Origin of the sequence: Kribbella sp. NPDC058693, from assembly GCF_042715335.1 — a bacterium.
Lineage (GTDB): Bacteria > Actinomycetota > Actinomycetes > Propionibacteriales > Kribbellaceae > Kribbella > Kribbella jiaozuonensis.
The window spans coordinates 1,042,392-1,058,893 of sequence record NZ_JBHXSQ010000004.1; the positions used below are offsets into that span (position 1 = coordinate 1,042,392).

17 protein-coding genes and 1 riboswitch are annotated in these 16,502 nt (G+C 68.2%); of the genes, 9 read left to right on the forward strand and 8 right to left on the reverse strand.

Annotated features, from left to right (window positions below; translation table 11 throughout):
- The first annotated feature begins 51 nt into the window (after positions 1-51).
- From ACFWUU_RS31315 to ACFWUU_RS31330, 4 genes are read left to right on the forward strand one after another with little or no spacing between them, the layout of a single operon-like run.
- Complete coding sequence (locus ACFWUU_RS31315; RefSeq protein ID WP_380180855.1) at positions 52-1,386, forward strand: dipeptidase; 1,335 nt, start codon at positions 52-54, stop codon at positions 1,384-1,386.
- 43 nt (positions 1,387-1,429) lie between these two features.
- Complete coding sequence (locus tag ACFWUU_RS31320; RefSeq protein ID WP_380180857.1) at positions 1,430-2,554, forward strand: NAD(P) transhydrogenase subunit alpha; 1,125 nt, start codon at positions 1,430-1,432, stop codon at positions 2,552-2,554.
- Positions 2,551-2,856 carry an NAD(P) transhydrogenase subunit alpha gene (locus tag ACFWUU_RS31325; protein WP_130387084.1) on the forward strand — a complete coding sequence of 102 codons (306 nt, stop codon included), beginning with the start codon at positions 2,551-2,553 and terminating at the stop codon, positions 2,854-2,856. The genes ACFWUU_RS31320 and ACFWUU_RS31325 overlap by 4 nt, the downstream gene beginning before the upstream one ends.
- Positions 2,853-4,223 carry an NAD(P)(+) transhydrogenase (Re/Si-specific) subunit beta gene (locus tag ACFWUU_RS31330; protein ID WP_380180859.1) on the forward strand — a complete coding sequence of 457 codons (1,371 nt, stop codon included), beginning with the start codon at positions 2,853-2,855 and terminating at the stop codon, positions 4,221-4,223. Before ACFWUU_RS31325 ends, ACFWUU_RS31330 begins: the two co-directional genes overlap by 4 nt.
- Before the next feature lie 304 nt (positions 4,224-4,527).
- Here ACFWUU_RS31330 and ACFWUU_RS31335 read toward each other — a convergent pair whose 3' ends face one another.
- Both ACFWUU_RS31335 and ACFWUU_RS31340 read right to left on the reverse strand, forming a co-directional pair.
- A complete protein-coding gene (locus ACFWUU_RS31335; protein ID WP_380180861.1) occupies positions 4,528-5,529 on the reverse strand; it encodes a helix-turn-helix domain-containing protein in 1,002 nt (333 codons plus the stop codon).
- Positions 5,520-6,503 carry a LuxR family transcriptional regulator gene (locus ACFWUU_RS31340; protein WP_233714458.1) on the reverse strand — a complete coding sequence of 328 codons (984 nt, stop codon included), beginning with the start codon at positions 6,501-6,503 and terminating at the stop codon, positions 5,520-5,522. The genes ACFWUU_RS31335 and ACFWUU_RS31340 overlap by 10 nt, the downstream gene beginning before the upstream one ends.
- Before the next feature lie 99 nt (positions 6,504-6,602).
- Here ACFWUU_RS31340 and ACFWUU_RS31345 point away from each other — a divergent pair, with 99 nt between their 5' ends.
- The 3 genes from ACFWUU_RS31345 to purM all read left to right on the forward strand — a co-directional run bounded on the left by ACFWUU_RS31345 (position 6,603) and on the right by purM (position 9,514).
- Complete coding sequence (locus tag ACFWUU_RS31345; RefSeq protein ID WP_267901731.1) at positions 6,603-6,725, forward strand: hypothetical protein; 123 nt, start codon at positions 6,603-6,605, stop codon at positions 6,723-6,725.
- Between the two features lie 44 nt (positions 6,726-6,769).
- On the forward strand, positions 6,770-8,332 hold the full coding sequence (purF, locus tag ACFWUU_RS31350) for an amidophosphoribosyltransferase (protein ID WP_137252240.1): 1,563 nt from the start codon (positions 6,770-6,772) through the stop codon (positions 8,330-8,332).
- Between the two features lie 108 nt (positions 8,333-8,440).
- The gene (gene purM, locus ACFWUU_RS31355) at positions 8,441-9,514 is read left to right on the forward strand and encodes a phosphoribosylformylglycinamidine cyclo-ligase (RefSeq protein ID WP_380180863.1); all 1,074 of its coding nucleotides are present in this window, start codon (positions 8,441-8,443) and stop codon (positions 9,512-9,514) included.
- Between the two features lie 173 nt (positions 9,515-9,687).
- On the opposite strand, the gene ACFWUU_RS31360 is transcribed toward purM, so the two are convergent.
- The 3 genes from ACFWUU_RS31360 to ACFWUU_RS31370 all read right to left on the reverse strand — a co-directional run bounded on the left by ACFWUU_RS31360 (position 9,688) and on the right by ACFWUU_RS31370 (position 11,800).
- Positions 9,688-9,873 carry a DUF3073 domain-containing protein gene (locus ACFWUU_RS31360; RefSeq protein ID WP_130387089.1) on the reverse strand — a complete coding sequence of 62 codons (186 nt, stop codon included), beginning with the start codon at positions 9,871-9,873 and terminating at the stop codon, positions 9,688-9,690.
- A gap of 194 nt (positions 9,874-10,067) precedes the next feature.
- Positions 10,068-10,877, reverse strand: a complete 810-nt coding sequence (locus ACFWUU_RS31365; protein ID WP_137252243.1) for an ABC transporter permease — start codon at positions 10,875-10,877, stop codon at positions 10,068-10,070.
- A 32-nt stretch (positions 10,878-10,909) separates the two neighbouring features.
- On the reverse strand, positions 10,910-11,800 hold the full coding sequence (locus ACFWUU_RS31370) for an ABC transporter ATP-binding protein (RefSeq protein WP_380180865.1): 891 nt from the start codon (positions 11,798-11,800) through the stop codon (positions 10,910-10,912).
- A 142-nt stretch (positions 11,801-11,942) separates the two neighbouring features.
- Here ACFWUU_RS31370 and ACFWUU_RS31375 point away from each other — a divergent pair, with 142 nt between their 5' ends.
- On the forward strand, positions 11,943-13,157 hold the full coding sequence (locus ACFWUU_RS31375; RefSeq protein WP_137252245.1) for a sensor histidine kinase: 1,215 nt from the start codon (positions 11,943-11,945) through the stop codon (positions 13,155-13,157).
- Entirely contained in the window at positions 13,135-13,791 is a 657-nt protein-coding gene (locus ACFWUU_RS31380; protein ID WP_134105885.1) for a response regulator transcription factor, read from the forward strand. Before ACFWUU_RS31375 ends, ACFWUU_RS31380 begins: the two co-directional genes overlap by 23 nt.
- On the opposite strand, the gene ACFWUU_RS31385 is transcribed toward ACFWUU_RS31380, so the two are convergent.
- From ACFWUU_RS31385 to ACFWUU_RS31395, 3 genes are all read right to left on the reverse strand, one after another.
- Complete coding sequence (locus ACFWUU_RS31385; protein ID WP_380180868.1) at positions 13,788-14,024, reverse strand: hypothetical protein; 237 nt, start codon at positions 14,022-14,024, stop codon at positions 13,788-13,790. The genes ACFWUU_RS31380 and ACFWUU_RS31385 overlap by 4 nt on opposite strands.
- Positions 14,025-14,167: 143 nt before the next feature.
- Positions 14,168-15,022, reverse strand: a complete 855-nt coding sequence (locus ACFWUU_RS31390; RefSeq protein WP_380180870.1) for a C40 family peptidase — start codon at positions 15,020-15,022, stop codon at positions 14,168-14,170.
- Positions 15,022-15,213: riboswitch (cyclic di-AMP (ydaO/yuaA leader) on the reverse strand. It overlaps the preceding gene by 1 nt.
- A gap of 275 nt (positions 15,214-15,488) precedes the next feature.
- Positions 15,489-16,442, reverse strand: a complete 954-nt coding sequence (locus tag ACFWUU_RS31395) for a pyridoxal-phosphate dependent enzyme (RefSeq protein WP_380180872.1) — start codon at positions 16,440-16,442, stop codon at positions 15,489-15,491.
- Between the last annotated feature and the right edge of the window lie 60 nt (positions 16,443-16,502).

The window sequence follows — 16,502 nt, forward strand, 5'->3', positions numbered from 1 at the left end:
CGAGGGCTCACCGGGCGTCGGATCGGCAAACGGACGCCGTACGGTTGTCGCATGACCGATCTGTCCGCGGCGATCGACCGCGTTCTGCCCAGCGTCCGTGCCGACCTCGAGGACCTCATCCGGATCCCGTCGGTCAGCTACGAACCGGCCCGCGCGGCCGACGTCCAGCGGTCCGCCGAAGCGACCGGCGCGCTGTTCGAGGCCGAAGGCTTCACGGTGAAGATCGTCCGCGCCGGCGACGGTGCGCCCGCGGTGATCGCGAAGAAGCCGGCGCCGGCCGGGAAGCCGACCGTGTTGCTGTACGCGCACCACGACGTCCAGCCGACCGGGCCGGTCGAGCAGTGGACCTCGGACCCGTTCGAGCCGACCGAGCGCGACGACCGGCTGTACGGGCGGGGCGCCGCCGACGACAAGGCCGGGATCGCCGCGCACCTCGCCGCCGTACGGGCCTTCGGCAACGATCTGCCGGTGGGCGTGACGGTTTTCGTCGAGGGCGAGGAGGAGATCGGCTCGCCGACCCTGCTGCTGCTGCTCGACGAGTACTCCGAGGACCTCGCCGCCGACGCGATCGTGATCGCCGACTCCGGCAACTGGGAGGTCGGTACGCCGGCCCTGACCGTCTCGCTGCGCGGCCTGGTCGAGGCGTACGTCGAGGTGCGGACGCTCGATCACGCCGTACATTCAGGTCTTTTCGGCGGGCCGATCCCGGATGCGCTGTCGGCGCTGTGCCGGTTGCTTGCGACCTTGCATGACGACAAGGGCGATGTCGCGGTCGACGGGCTGCACGCTTCGCGGGCAGCGGACGTGGTGTACCCGGAGGACCGGCTGCGGGCCGAGTCGTCTGTGCTCGATTCGGTTCGGTTGACCGGCTCGGGTTCGCTGGTGGATCGGCTGTGGACGCGACCGGCCGTTGCAGTGGTCGGGATCGACGCGCCGTCGGTCGCGGAGGCCAGCAACACGCTGGTGCCGGTCGCGCGGGCCAAGGTGAGTCTGCGGGTCGCGCCCGGCGACGACGCGATCAAGGCCAGTGCAGCATTGCGTGAACACTTGGAGAACCACGCGCCCTGGGGCGCGCAGGTCACCGTGACCGAGGGCCAGAACGGCCAGCCGTGCAGCGTGAACGCGCGCGGCGCCGGGTACGAAGCGGCCCGGGAGGCCTTCAAGACTGCCTGGGGTGTCGACCCGATCGACATGGGGATGGGCGGCTCGATCCCGTTCATCGCGGAGTTCCAGCAGACGTTCCCGGAGGCAACGATCCTGGTCACCGGCGTCGAGGATCCGGACACCCGCGCCCACGGAATCGACGAGGGCCTGCACCTCGCCGAGTTCACCAAGGTCTGCCTGGCCGAAGCACTTCTCCTTCAGAACCTGGCCAACCAGGCATGACCGGGCTTTCCGGCGACCCAGTGTTTGGCATAGGTTTCGGCGAGTGAAGATCGCAGTCGTACGGGAGACGAGACCGGCGGAGCGCCGGGTCGCGCTGGTGCCGGAACAAGTCGCGAAACTGATCGAGCTCGGCTACGAGGTCGCGGTCGAGCCGGCCGCCGGTGAACGCGCGCTGTTCTCCGACGACCAGTACCGCGACGCCGGCGCCGAAGTGGCCTGGGGCGCCGACCATGCGGCGACGATCGTGGCATCGGTCCAGCCCCTGGAACGCGAGCGTCTGCAGCGGTTGCACGCCGGTACGGCGCTGATGTCGTTCCTGCCGACCAACCCGCCGGATGTGGTCCGTACCGCCACGCGGGCCAAGCTGACCGCGTTCGCGATGGAGCTGATCCCGCGGATCTCCCGGGCCCAGTCGATGGACGCACTGTCCTCCCAGGCGCTGGTCGCCGGATACCGGGCCGCGATCGTTGCGGCGGAACGGCTCCCGCGGTTCTTCCCGCTGAACATGACCGCGGCCGGCACAGTCCCGCCGGCACAGGTCGTCGTACTCGGAGCCGGTGTCGCCGGTCTGCAGGCGATCGCCACCGCCAAGCGCCTCGGCGCGGTGGTCAAGGCGTACGACGTCCGTACTGCTGCCGCCGAGGAGATCGCGTCGATGGGCGCCGTACCGATCGAGCTCGAACTGGGCACGCTCGACGGACCGGGTGGATACGCCCGCGAGATGACCCCGGAACGCGCACAGCTCCAGCGCGAACTGCTCACGCCGTACATCGCTGCTGCGGATGCGCTCATCACCACAGCCGCCGTACCGGGCCGGACTGCGCCGATGCTGGTGACGCGCTCGATGGTCGAGCAGATGAAGCCGGGATCGGTCGTGGTCGATCTGGCCTCCGAGCAGGGCGGCAACGTCGAGGGATCCGTCGCTGGGACCGAGCTGACGATCGGCGAGGCGCTCGTCTGGGGCGGCGCCAACGTACCGTCGCAGATGGCCGGGCCGGCATCACGGCTGTACGGGCAGAACATCGCGAACCTGATCCGCCTGATGACCCGGAACGCCGCCTTCGACCCCGACTTCGACGACGAGATCGTCCGCGGCTGCTGCGTCACCCATGACGGCAGCGTGCTCCACGAGCCAACGCGCCAGCTTTTGGAAGGACATCCCCAGTGACCGAGTCCATCGCACTCCTCACGATCTTCGTGCTGGCGGCGTTCGTCGGGGTCGAGGTGATCAGCAAGGTCTCCTCGACGCTGCATACCCCGTTGATGTCCGGTGCGAACGCGATCCACGGCGTGATCCTGGTCGGCGCCATCATCGTCACCGGTGCGGCCGACTCCGTGATCGTGGTGATCGTCGGGCTGCTGGCCGTCGTACTCGCGACCGTGAACATGGTCGGCGGGTTCGTGGTCACGGACCGGATGCTGGAGATGTTCAAAGGTCCGGGGGCTCGTAAGAAGGAGCTGCACAAGTGATCCCCACCTGGGCCCAGATCGGGTATCTGGTCTCCGCGGTCTGCTTCATCGTCGCGCTGAAGGCACTCTCGTCGCCGCGCAGCGCCCGGACCGGCAACCTGATCGGCGCCGCGGGTGCGGTGCTCGCGGTGATCATCACGTTCGCGGCGTACAAGCCGAACCACCTGGCGCCGATCCTGATCGCGCTGATCATCGGCACGATCGGCGGTGTGGTCGGTTCGCGCCGGGTGCAGATGACCCAGATACCGCAGCTCGTTGCCTTGTTCAACGGTGTCGGCGGCGGCGCGGCTGCTTTGGTCGCACTGCTCGAGCTCGACGAGGTCTCCTCCGACGCGACTGTGGCGGCGATCGCTTCGGCGTTCACGATCCTGGTCGGGGCGGTGAGCTTCTCCGGATCGGTGGTCACCTTCACCAAGCTGCAGGAGCTGATGACGACCCGGCCGGTGACGTTCCCGGGGCTGCCGGTGCTGTTCATCGCGTCGATCCTGGGCGGGGTCGCGCTGAGCGTGTGGCTCGTGTCGGACCCGCGCGTGTGGGTCGGCGTACTGCTCTGCCTCGTGGGTCTCGCGATCGGCGTGATGCTGGTGCTGCCGGTGGGCGGTGCCGACGTACCGATCGTCATCTCGTTGCTGAACGCATTCACCGGTCTGACGGTGGCCGCGAGCGGTTACGTGCTGGGCAACACGCTGCTGCTGATCGCGGGCACGCTCGTCGGCGCCGCCGGTACGTTGCTGACCAAGCTGATGGCGGACGCGATGGGGCGGTCCGTGTTCAACATCCTCTTCGGCGCGATCCGCGGTGGATCGACGCTGGGCGCCACTACGGCGTCCGAGCGGCCGGTGATCTCGGGCGGGCCGGAGGACGTGGCGATCCTGCTCGGGTACGCGAACAAGGTCATCATCGTGCCCGGGTACGGTCTTGCTGTTGCGCAGGCGCAGCACACCCTGCGTGACCTGGTCGAGGAGCTGCAGTCCCGCGGCGTGAAGGTCGACTACGCGATCCACCCGGTCGCGGGCCGGATGCCCGGTCACATGAACGTGCTGCTCGCCGAGGCGCAGGTCCCGTACGACCAGCTCCGCGAGATGGACGACATCAACGGCGACTTCAAGACGACGGACGTCGTACTCGTCGTCGGCGCGAACGACGTGGTCAACCCCGCGGCTCGCAATACCCCGTCGGCCCCCATCTACGGCATGCCGATCCTGAACGCGGACGAGGCCCAACGAGTCATCTTCCTCAAACGCTCGATGCGCCCCGGCTTCGCCGGCATCGAGAACGAACTCCTCTACGACCCGCGCACCACGCTGTTGTTCGGCGACGCCCGGGACTCGCTGACGAAGCTGCTGGCGGCATTGAAGACGGTCTGACGAGTACATGCGAAAAGGCGCGTACTAAACCACAGGCGCGCCTTTCCCCGCAACCATCTGGCACCTTCCTGCCCGAAATTCCCCCAGCCGGTCCAGGCCGGTAAGTAGATCGCATCCCCATGGCCACCCCCGGTCAACGACCTACCCCGGCCGAGCCCTCTCGTTGCCCCCAGCTCCACCCCTCTGTTTCACTTTTCCCACCCGAGAGGTCGAGCCAGGCGCCCCGCCTTTTCCCTCTCCCTTCCGCCCCAGAGGAGACAACTATGCCCTGCCCACCCTCACCACCCCGAGCCTGGGACTGGGGCTAATCCACCCACCCCCGCTGAGCCGCCCGAACCCCCAGTTCAAACCGCCCCGAAGCCCCAACTTGCTCACTGAGCTTCGCGGCAATCCGCCGCACGGTCCGCATAGACACACCAAGCTTCCGAGCAACTTGCTCATCGGTGGCGCCGCGCACGAGCAGGCGCAGGAACTCGGCCTCCTGAGCGGTTGGTTCGCCGTGCTTGTCCGCCGTGCCATCCGTTACCGGGCGGGCATCCGCCCAGCAACGCTCGAACAGATCCACGGCTATCCGCAGCACCGCCTTGCTGTGATGAACCATCGCTCCGACCGAGTTCTGATCGGGGTCGATCCCCACGACGGCCGCCTCGCCGTCGAAGATGATCATCTTCAGCGGAACCGTCGGCAGGGCCCGAATCTGACCACCGTACTTGTGTACGAAATCGATGAACCCGCGCATTCCGCTGGTCTTGAGCTGCGACTCGACGATGAGATATCGAGAGTCGATTCCGCGGTCCAGCAACCTCTGGTCGCCAGATTCTTCGGGATCGCGTTTCGGCATCGGGTCGGCGGGCGGGAACATTCCCCACATTGATTTCACCGGGGAGAAATGCTGCATTCGCTGGTAGGCGCGTTCGCCCTCTAGTACTTCAACGCCGGCTGCATTGTGCTGGACTATGAATTCGGTGTAGTCGGCGACGAATTTCCCCGCCGCCGCTCGGTCGGCGTTCAATTCGCTGGTGAGGTTATCGAGTTCTTGCTGCCGACGGGCGACGAGGATCTCGAATCCAGCCTGGGGGTGCAGCGGGTATTCCTCGTCCGGACTGCTGAAGCGGGCTACCAGCAAACCCAGGTCGCGAAGCTGTGTGAGCCGTGCATCCACCTGCTCGGCAGGCAGCCCGGTCGCCGCCGCCAGTTGGTCCCGATGTGCGACCCGAATCAGTTGTGGCTGCCGGAGTAGCGCGTGGTAGACGGCGAAGTTCTCCTCGCTCAGCCCAAGCGCTTCGAACACCAGTGTCAGACCCAACCGCGCTTCGCCGCAGCGACCCCGAGCTCGAAGCGGCTGGCGGCGTCGAGGCGTTCGGAGAGGTTGGCGGTGATGCGCCGGGCGGTACGGAGGGAGATGCCCAGGAGGCGAGCAACCTGCTCGTCCTTGGCGCCGCCGGCGAGAAGGCGCAGTACCTCGGCCTCGTGCGGGGTGAGCGGGGCGTCGTTGTCGCGCTCGTCTGGGTCGAAGAGGTCACTTGCCCGAGACCAGTAGGCGTCGAAGAGTGCCAAGGCAACTGACACGACTGCCGGACTCCGGTGGATCACCGCGCCGGCGGTCGGGTTTGCCGGATCCATCGGCATGACGGCGATCTCCTGGTCGAAGATCAGTAGGCGCATGGGGATCGTCGGGGTCGCCCTGACCTCGCCGCCCAGGCGGTGGATCATCGCTGCGTAATCCATCGCCTGCTTCGACGTGGTCATGCTTTGCAGATATACCGTCCGCATCCGGAGTCCTCGCTCCAGCAGCGGTAGATCTGGCGAGCGTTCCAGCGGTTGGACAGCCTCATCGACGTGCGCGGGCAGCAGACCCCAGAACGTCTCCCTAGCCTTGAGGCCGAGCTCCTCGATCCTGCGGGACGCGTTGGCGCGCCCCTTGAGCACCTCGACATCGCCGCTGCTCCGAGAGGTGAGCAGCTCGTTGTACTGCTCCGCAATGACCTCGGCAGATGCCTCTGCATCCTTGAGTTCGCTCATCAATCTGCCGAGCTCGGCGCGGCGCCGCTCTGCGAGGCCTGTGAGTCCCACTCGGGGATGCACGGCATGTTCGCCATCGGGGTTCGTCCAAGTAGGCACGAGAAGCTCGAGGTGTCGAAGCTTCTCCATCAGTTCCGCAACCTCGGTCGCCGAGAGATTAACTAGCGCGGCAATCTGGTCAGGCGTACTGTCTGGGTGGTTGAGCAGGGCGTGATAGACCGCAAAGGTGGCTTCGTCCACCCCCAGCGGCTCGAGCACGTCCTTCTCCTTCAGAGCTAGTCGGAACCGACCATATACAGAGTGCGTCAATAAAGAGCACTCGACAGTGGTTGTGAATTATTTCCGAAAGGACAAGGTGTGATCAAGAAGCTGCTGATCGTAGTCAGTTCGGCTCTGTTCGTCGCAGCGGCCGCCGCCCTCCCGGCGTCCGCGGCTGGTGGCAGCGAGCCGAGCTGCAACGCTGCAGGACTCTGCTGGTAGCCGGTGCGGTCATGGGGCGCTTCGGCGTCCCGTAGACTGTGGGGGTGGCTCGTGGCGATGGTCGGCTTACTCATGAACTCGACCCGCAGGATCTGGGTCCGCAGGATGCTTGTGGGGTGTTCGGGGTTTGGGCGCCTGGGGAAGAGGTTGCCAAGCTCACCTACTTCGGCCTGTACGCGTTGCAGCACCGGGGGCAGGAGTCGGCGGGGATCGCGGTCAGTAATGGGTCGCAGATTCTGGTCTACAAGGACATGGGGCTGGTCAGCCAGGCGTTCGACGAGGCGACTCTTGCCTCGCTGCGCGGGCATATCGCGATCGGCCACTGCCGGTACTCGACCACCGGTTCCAGTGTGTGGGCCAACGCGCAGCCGACGTTCCGGTCCACGGCGACCGGTTCGATCGCGCTGGGCCACAACGGCAACCTGACCAACACCAGCGAGCTCGCCGCCAGTCTGAACGGCGAAGGTGACCTGGATCTCGGTCTCGACGCCGACGTCGACCACGCGAAGGCGAACGCCAAGCACGGTGCGTCGTCCGACACCGACATCCTCACCTCGATGCTGGCCGGCTACCCGGACCTCACCATCGAAGAGGCCGCGGCCAAGATCCTCCCGAAGGTCAAGGGCGCGTACAGCCTGATCTTCATGGACGAGAACACCCTGTACGCCGCCCGCGACCCGCAGGGCATCCGCCCGCTGGTCCTCGGCCGGCTCGAGCGTGGCTGGGTGGTCGCCAGCGAGACCGCCGCCCTCGACATCGTCGGCGCCTCCTTCATCCGCGAGGTCGAGCCCGGTGAGATCGTCGCGATCGACGCCGACGGCCTGCGCTCGACCAAGTTCGCCGAGCCGGACCCCAAGGGCTGCCTCTTCGAGTTCGTGTACCTGGCCCGCCCGGACACCCAGATCTCCGGCCAGCGGATCTACTCGACCCGCGTCGAGATCGGCCGCAAGCTCGCCCAGGAGCACCCGGCCGACGCCGACCTGGTGATCGCGACCCCCGAGTCCGGCACCCCGGGCGCGATCGGGTACGCCGAGGAGTCCGGCATCCCGTACGGTTCCGGCCTGGTCAAGAACGCGTACGTCGGCCGCACGTTCATCCAGCCCAGCCAGACGATCCGCCAGCTCGGCATCCGCCTCAAGCTGAACCCGCTGCGCGAGGTGATCGAGGGCAAGCGCCTGGTCGTCGTCGACGACACGATCGTCCGCGGCAACACCCAGCGCGCCGTCATCCGGATGCTGCGCGAGGCCGGCGCCAAGGAGATCCACGTCCGGATCACCGCGCCGCCGGTGAAGTGGCCGTGCTTCTACGGCATCGACTTCGCCAGCCGCGCGGAGCTGATCGCCAACGGGCTGAACACCGAGGAGATCTGCCGTTCGCTCGGCGCCGACTCGCTCGGGTACATCAGCCTGGACAACTTGGTCGAGGCGACGACGGTCCCGAAGGAGCGGCTCTGCCGGGCCTGCTTCGACGGCGTCTACCCGGTCGCACTGCCGGAGCCCGAGCAGCTCGGCAAGCACCTGCTCGAGGAGCCGGCGCGGACCGACGTGGACGGGTTGGCGACGATCTCCGGTGGTGGCGGCGCGGCCGACGCGCTCAGCCGGCCGTAGCCCGTCCGGACCGGTCGGCGTGGTGTGTCAGCCGGTCCGTCAGACTGGGCGGGTGACGCCGGAAGTACGCCGTACCGGCCGGACAGCTGTCGTATCGAGGAGAGAAACGTGAGCGAAGGGGCGAGCTACGCCGCCGCTGGGGTCGACATCGAGGCCGGTGACCGGGCCGTCGAGCTGATGAAGGAGTGGGTGGCGAAGGCAACCCGCCCCGAGGTGGTAGGTGGGCTCGGCGGATTCGCCGGCCTGTTCGACGCCACCGCCCTGACGTCGTACCGCCGGCCGCTGCTGGCGACGTCGACGGACGGGATCGGGACCAAGGTCGCGATCGCGCAGAAGCTGGACAAGCACGACACGATCGGGTTCGACCTGGTCGGGATGGTCGTCGACGACCTGGTCGTGTGCGGCGCGGAGCCGCTGTTCATGACTGACTACATCTGCACCGGCAAGGTGGTCCCGGAGACGATCGCGCAGATCGTGAAGGGCATCGCGGAGGCGTGCGTCGAGGCTGGTACGGCGCTGGTCGGCGGCGAGACGGCCGAGCACCCGGGGCTGCTGAAAGCAGACGAGTACGACGTGGCCGGCGCGGCGACCGGTGTGGTCGAGGCGGACGAGTTGCTCGGCGCTGACCGCGTGCGCGCGGGGGACGTCGTACTGGCGATGGCGTCGTCGGGACTGCACTCGAACGGGTACAGCCTGGTCCGGCACGTGTTCTTCGACCGGGCGAAGTGGACCCTTGACCGTGAGGTGCCGGAGCTCGGTACGACGCTGGGCGACGTGCTGCTCACCCCGACGCGCGTGTACGCCAAGCACTGCCTGGAGCTGATCCAGGAGCTGAACGACGGCGAGGACCGCCCGCTGCACGCGATGTCGCACATCACCGGCGGCGGCTTCGCGGCGAACCTGGCGCGGGTCATCCCGGCCGAGCTGTCGGTCCGGATCGACCGGTCGACCTGGACGCCGGCGCCGATCTTCGGGCTCGTCGGGCTGCTGGGCGATGTCGCACTGCCCGAGCTGGAGAAGACGCTGAACATGGGCGCCGGCATGGTCGCAGTACTCGACCCGTCGGCCGCCGATGCGGCGATCCAGGCGTTGGCCGCCCGCGACATCCCCGCCTGGGTGTGCGGTGAGGTCACCGCGACACCGGGCGGCACCGTCACCCTCGAGGGTGCATACGCCAAGTAGGCCTGCATCCAGCACCACCTGGGAGCGGCTCTGGAACGAGCTGTCCGACGCCTCGGGCAGCTACGACCGCTGATCCGCTACAGGTGGTGCTGGTGTGGGTTCTCGTCGGACGCACGGTGAACTGCTCAGTCACCCCGAAGGGCGCCTGAGCAGCTCAGCCGGGCTGATGTTGCTTACCGACGGGGGTGGTAGTCGTCGGCGTCGTCTCCGTCGCCGTCGTTCTCGCCGTTTGCAGAACGGTCGCCACCCTGGTCACCGGACAGCTCACGCTTGAGCTGGTCCAAGTCGGTGTCCCAGGTGCGGTACTTCAGGTCGCGTGCGACCTTCGTCTGCTTGGCCTTTGCACGGCCGCGCCCCATAGCGTCGACCCCCTCGCACAAGTCAACCGGGTACGCTGCGTGGCGCCCACGGATCAGTCGTCAGTAATCGTGGTTCAAGGATACCCGGAGCGCGGGATCGACACACGCACCGCCCCCGTCCAGAGGTCCGATCACAGCATCGATGGGGCGGGCCGATCCCCTCTAACCGGCCCGCCCCACCGCGTCCGGCCCCGCTACTTCACCTCGCGACGTGAGCTAGCCCACAGTCCGACGATGGTCGGAAGCACGATCCACACCCCGACCGCGGTCAGTGTCTCGGGCACCATCCCGTGCAGATCCCGCTCCGCGATCCGGCCGAGAGCGCCGAACACGTCCAGGTAGTTCGCGTTGTCCTTGAACAGCGCCGGCCCGGCCAGCGACCATGCGGTCGGCGCGATGAAGAAGGCCAGGATCGCGACCGCGGTCTGCGGGATGACCGCACCGAACGCGGCACCCATCACGACATTCAGGGCCACAGTCAGGTAGGCCCCGGCGAGCTGCCCGCCCAGTCCGGCGTACGACGCAGCGTGGTCGGTGACTCCACCGGCGAGCGCAGTGCTGGCCAGCGCCAGCGCAACGACCCCGGTCATCACGACCACGCTCAGTACGACGGCGGAGACGAACTTGGCCAGCTGCACCCGGACCCGGCGCGGCGACAGCGTGAACGTGGTCAGCGCGGTCCGCTGGGTCCACTCCGACGTCATCGCCATCACGCCGATCACCGGCAGCAGCAGCATGACGCCGGTGGATGCGGCGCCGAGGAAGCCGTCGAAGCCGGCCGCTCCCTGCGGCAGGTGGGTGATCTGCCAGGCCAGCGCAGCCAGCGCGACCAGCAGGATCGCGGCGATCAGGACGCGGCCGCTCCGGGTGTTGACGGATTTGCGTAGTTCGATTGCAACTAGTTTCAGAAAAGACTGGCCGCGGGCGGGCGGGAGCGCGGTGGCTACCTCTGCCCGGTGCTTGGCCGGTGCGGTGGTCGGGACGTCTTCGGTCACGGTGGTCATAGCGATGAGCTCCTGAAGAGAAGTAGGTGTGATCAGGCGGCCACGGCGGCGGGCGCTGCGGTCAGCTGGAAGAACAGGTCCTCCAGGCCGGCGCCGTCGCTCTGGCGGAGTTCGATCAGGATCTGACCGGCAGCGGCGGCCGCCCGGCCGACCTGCTCGGCGGTGGCGTCGACGCGCAGCGAGCCGTCGGAGAGCGGCTCGAGGTTCAGGCCGGCCGCGGTCAGGGCCTCGTTCAGGCCGATCGGGTCGAGGCCGCGGACCAGCGTGCCGGTCCCGGCGAGCAGCTCGTCCAGCGAGCCGTTGGCGACGATCCGGCCGCCGCCGATGACGACCAGGCGGTCGACGGTCGCCTGGACCTCACCGAGCAGGTGGCTGGACAGGATAACGGTGCCGCCGCGGGCGGCGAAGTCCTGCAGCAGCCCGCGCATCCACCGGATGCCCTCCGGGTCCATCCCGTTCGCAGGCTCGTCGAGGATCAGTACGGCGGGGTCGCCGAGCAGCGCGGCCGCGATACCGAGTCGCTGCCGCATTCCGAGCGAGTACTGACCGACGCGGCGCTTCGCGGCGTGGCTGAGGCCGACCGCCTCGAGCATCTCGTCGGCGCGGGTCTTCGGCACCCCGAGCAGGCTGGCGTTCAGCAGCAGCGTCTCGCGGCCGGTCCGGCCCGGGTGCTGTGCGGCGGCGTCCAGCATGACTCCGACGACCCGGCCCGGGTTCGGCAGGTCGGCGTACCGCTTGCCGGTGATGGTCGCGGTGCCGGAGGTCGGTGGCGTCAGGCCGGTGAGCATCCGCAGCGTGGTCGACTTGCCGGCGCCGTTCGGGCCGAGGAAGCCGGTGATGCTGCCGGGCTGAACGGTGAACGACACGTCCTGGACAGCCGTGGTGCTGCCGTAGCGCTTGGTCAGGTTCTCGACGGTGATCATGACATCGAGTCAACCGTCACCGACCCCTCCCGCACATCGGACGAGCGGCTGCGGTCACCCCCTACGAAAGTTGTCCGAAGCGGCCCGGAACCCACCCGGAAGGGGGACGTGATCGCGTCGACCGTCGAACTACAGTGACGGAATGCGACGGTTGCGCCGGTGGTACGCCTGGTGGGTCAGGCATGCCGCGCGCGTGCGTGACTTCCTGTACGTCGCCTTCAGCCTGCTCACGATCGTCGCCCAGGCCGCGTCCGGCGGTCACTGGACTGCCAAGGACTGGTATGTCCTGGGCGCCGGCATTGTTGCCTCCGTCGCCCTACTCTGGCGTCGCCGCTTCCCGGTGACCGTCACGGCCCTCACCGTCGTCGCGATGCTGACCGGCGGGATCTTCGTCCCGATGGGCCTCGCCCTGTTGACCCTGTCGATCCGTCGCCGCGATCTGGCGCTCGCGATCCTCGGCCTCGCGTCGTACGCCGCCTATGTCCTGAACACCTGGGGTGGCAAAGGCTCGATCTGGGTGTCCATCTTCACCGGCCCGTTCCTGGTCGGCGCCTGGATAGCCGTCGGTGCGTACGTCGGCGCTCGTCGCGACCTGATGGCCTCACTGCGGGACCGGGCCGAGCGCGCCGAGGCCGAGCGCGAGCTCCGCAGCGAGCAGGCCAGGCTGGGCGAGCGCGCCCGGATCGCCCAGGAGATGCACGACGTCCTCGCCCACAAGGTCTCGCTGATCGCCCTGCATGCCGGCGGTCTCGAGGTGAACCCGGCCGTCGGCGCGGAGAAGGTCGAAGGCTCGGCCAAGCTCATCCGCGAGACCGCACGGCAGGCCATGGAGGATCTCCGCGAGGTTCTCGGCGTACTGCGGACCGACGTCAGCGTGGCCGGAGCCGATCTGGCGCCCGTGCCGCAGGCGGCCGATCTGGAGCGCCTGATCGAGGCCTCGCGCGACGCAGGCGTGACCGTCGGGTACGACGTTGCGCTGCCGGACGACGTACCGGATTCGGTCGGCCGGACCGTCTATCGGCTGGTGCAGGAGTCGCTGACCAATGTCCACAAGCACGCGCGCGGCGCGGCGACCGAAGTACTGGTCGATGGCGCTCGCGGTGAGGGCGTGACGGTGAGGGTGACGAACGTGCGCCCGGTGGCTGCTGGTTCACTGCTGCCTGGCGCCGGTGCGGGTCTGGTCGGGCTGCGCGAGCGGGTGCAGCTGGTCGGCGGCCGGCTGACCACCGGGCCGACGATCGAAGGCGGCTGGCGGGTCGAGGCCTGGCTGCCGTGGGATGACCGCAAGCAAGATGCCGAGCCTGTGCTCCTGGACGAAGCGATGAAGGGGAACGATGACGCGGCTGCTGATCGTTGACGACGAGGCCCTGGTGCGGGCCGGGCTGAAGATGATCCTCGAGTCCGACGACGAGCTCGAAGTGGTCGCCGAGGCCGACGACGGCGCGGACGCTGCGGCGATGGTGAAGGAGCACCGGCCGGACGTCGTACTGATGGACATCCGGATGCCGCGACTGGACGGGCTGGCCGCGACGCGGGAGGTGCAGGCGCTGCCGGATCCGCCGAAGATCGTCGTACTGACGACCTTCGACCTGGACGACTACGTGTTCCGTGCCCTGCAGGCCGGAGCCAGCGGGTTCCTGCTCAAGGACACGCCGCCGCGCGAGCTGGTGCAGGCGATCAAGGTCGTCGCGGCCGGGGACGCGATGCTGTCGCCGGCGGTGACGCGGCGGCTGATCGGGCACTTCGCCGGCGACCCGCGGACGGACCGGCGACGGGTGGCGCGCGAGCGGATCAGCAAGCTCACCGAACGCGAGCGGGAGGTGCTGGTCGAGGTCGGCCGCGGCCTGCAGAACGCCGATATCGGCCGGAAGCTCTTCATGAGCGAGGCCACCGTGAAGGCGCATGTCTCGCGTGCGCTGGTGAAACTCGATGCCACCAACCGCGTGCAGGTGGCGATCCTCGCGTACGAAGCCGGTCTGCTCGACGACTAGTCGCGGGAGAAGAAGTACCAAGCGGTGACGGCCACGGTCACGACGGTGAGCGCGATCAACGCGGGGTAGTACCACCCCGGCGCGCTGTGCCAGATGAAGTTCTCCTGCCCGGAGAAGAACACGCGCCAGAAGGACTTCCCGGTGGCGTGCGCCTTCTCGGACACGCCTTTGACCGTGCCGTAGAAACCTGTCGCCAGCGTGACGACCCACAGCAGCCCGGTCAGTGCCTTCACTCCCCAAGAATAGGAAACCGGCCCGGCCGTCGGAGGGGTGGGGGATCGACGGCTCGGACCGGTTTCATGGCCAGCGTGCCTGGGGGGTAGGACGCTGACGACCAGCGGCACCCGATGGGGGGAAGGGCGCCGCCGGTCAGGACTCAGATGCGGCCGAAGGCCACGCTGCTGGTCCAGATCTTCGCCTTGGCGACCGGACGACCCGGCTTCGAGGCGTGCCACAGCATGTTCCCGCCGGCGTAGATGCCGACGTGGTACACGCCGCCGCCACCGCTGCGGAAGAACACGAGGTCACCCGGCTTGGCGGCCTTGCGGCTGATGTGCTTGGTCGCGCTGTACTGCTGGCGCGACGTACGCGGCAGCTTGTGGCCGGCCTTCTTGTACACGTAGCCGGTGTAGCCGGAGCAGTCGAAGCCGCGGGTGGTCGTGCCGCCGTAGCGGTACGGCGTGCCCTTGAGCTTGGCCGCCTCCCGGAGCACCTTGGCCCGGAAGGTGGTGGTGCCGCTCGATGCGCTGGCGCCGTACTTGCCGTAGAGCACCTTGTGCTTGGCGGCCCAGGTGAGCCGGCCCCAGGTGTTCTTGTCCATGTAGCCGGTGGCCTTCAGGCCCCAGGACGCCTGGAACTTCTTCAGCACGCGAACGGTGCTGGAGCCGAAGTAGCCGTCCGGGCCGAGGTGCAGCGCACGCTGCACGTACTTGACGGTCGGGCCGGAGTCACGGAACCGGAGCAACGGCCGGCTCGGGATGCTCATGTGGCCGCGCTGCTGAGCAGCGGTCATGGTGGCCGCGGATGCGGTCGCCGGGGTGGTGCCGATGCTGAGGGCGGCTCCACCGCCGACAGCGAGGCCGACCGAGAGTACGGCAGCTGCGGCACGGGGCGCCGCGGGCTTGCTGGTGGTCCTACGGTGCTTCGCCAGGGTCCGGCCGGTAGGCCGGTCGGTACTGGAAAGCTGGCTGACGGCGCGCGAAAGCGACGTCCGTCGGGCAGTGACGGGCATGGTTGTCTCCCGACGCCTGTGAAGTTAGCTGTCGGGTTCGGGCTGGGATTCATAGCCCGGTCCGCTCCCGCGGACTTCACCCCAGGGTTTCGACCACTCACGGTCGAGACCCAACTTCCTGGGTCCCCCACCCCTGCCATGGTTTTCGAGGGGAGCACATGGGCCCTGGCAGGGCTCGGCGTTGACCCACGTGCGGTTCGTGTTGTTTACCGAACCGCCGACGACTGTATAACAGGATGATCACGACGCAAACCCTCAGATCCACAAAGACCCTCCCGAATGCCTCTGAGAGGGCATCTGACGGATCAGCAAGCCTGGGTGAACACCAGGTGTCCTGAGCGCATCTGAGCGGGGCTGAGGCGGGAAATGAGGGCTTCGATGTGACCTCGGTCACAATCGATGGTGGCTGTCTGTGACAACGGGCACAGAGGGTGGTCAGGGCACCCTAAAATCCTTGCGAATTCAGCTATTTTCCGAGGAGCTCGCGGAACCGCTCCAGGCCCACGTTGCCGCCCGACAGCACCACTCCGACGCGCTCCGGCGTCCCGTGGATCCGTCCGGCCAGCAAGGCGGCCAGCGCGCTCGCCCCGCTCGGCTCCAGCACGATCTTCAGCCGCTCGAACGCGAACGCCATCGCGGCCACGATCTCCTCGTCGCTGACCAGCTCGAACGACTCCACCAGCCGCCGGTTCACCGCGAACGTCAGCTCGCCGGGCGTCGAGATCGCCTGCCCGTCCGCGATCGTCCGCGGTACGTCGATCTCCACGCGCTCGCCCGCGGCCAGCGACCGGGCATGGTCGTCGCCCGCAGCCGGCTCGACCCCGATCATCCGGATCCCCGGGCTCATCAGCGTCGCCGCGGTCGCACAGCCGGCCATCAGCCCGCCGCCGCCGACCGGGACCAGCAGCGCGCCGAGGTGCCCGACCTCCTCGAGCAGCTCGAGTGCGACCGTCCCTTGCCCGGCCATCACGTCGTAGTTGTCGTACGGCGGGATGAGCGTGCGCCCGCGTTCGGTCGCCAGCTCCTGCGCCAGGGCGGCCCGGTCCTGCGTATAGCGGTCGTACGTGACCACCTCAGCGCCGTACCCGCGGGTGGCGGCGACCTTCGTCGGCGGCGCGTCCTCCGGCATCAGGATCACCGCGCTCGTGCCGGCGAGCTGCGCCGCGAGCGCGACCGCCTGCGCGTGATTGCCCGACGAGTACGCCGCGACGCCCGCCTCGAGCTGTTCCGGGGTGAGCCGGCTGATCGCGTTGAATGCGCCCCGGAACTTGAACGCACCGATCCGCTGGAAGTTCTCGGCCTTGAGGAACACCTCTGCCCCGACCCGCTCGTTCAGCGTTCGCGACGTGAGGACCGGCGTACGGTGGGCGACACCCTTCAGGCGCTCTGCGGCGGCCCGGACATCTGTGAGACTCAGCACGATCCGAACTTATCCGCGGGCGATGTCAAAGTGCGGCGGCCCGCTCCGTACTGATGAACG

Excerpts from the sequence above, each read along its gene's own strand:
- ACFWUU_RS31315 (WP_380180855.1), top strand. The coding sequence starts at position 52 with ATGACCGATCTGTCCGCGGCGATCGACCGCGTTCTGCCCAGCGTCCGT.
- ACFWUU_RS31360 (WP_130387089.1), bottom strand. The coding sequence starts at position 9,873 with ATGGGGCGCGGCCGTGCAAAGGCCAAGCAGACGAAGGTCGCACGCGAC.
- ACFWUU_RS31365 (WP_137252243.1), bottom strand. The coding sequence starts at position 10,877 with ATGACCACCGTGACCGAAGACGTCCCGACCACCGCACCGGCCAAGCAC.
- ACFWUU_RS31370 (WP_380180865.1), bottom strand. The coding sequence starts at position 11,800 with ATGATCACCGTCGAGAACCTGACCAAGCGCTACGGCAGCACCACGGCT.
- ACFWUU_RS31375 (WP_137252245.1), top strand. The coding sequence starts at position 11,943 with ATGCGACGGTTGCGCCGGTGGTACGCCTGGTGGGTCAGGCATGCCGCG.
- ACFWUU_RS31380 (WP_134105885.1), top strand. The coding sequence starts at position 13,135 with ATGACGCGGCTGCTGATCGTTGACGACGAGGCCCTGGTGCGGGCCGGG.
- ACFWUU_RS31390 (WP_380180870.1), bottom strand. The coding sequence starts at position 15,022 with ATGCCCGTCACTGCCCGACGGACGTCGCTTTCGCGCGCCGTCAGCCAG.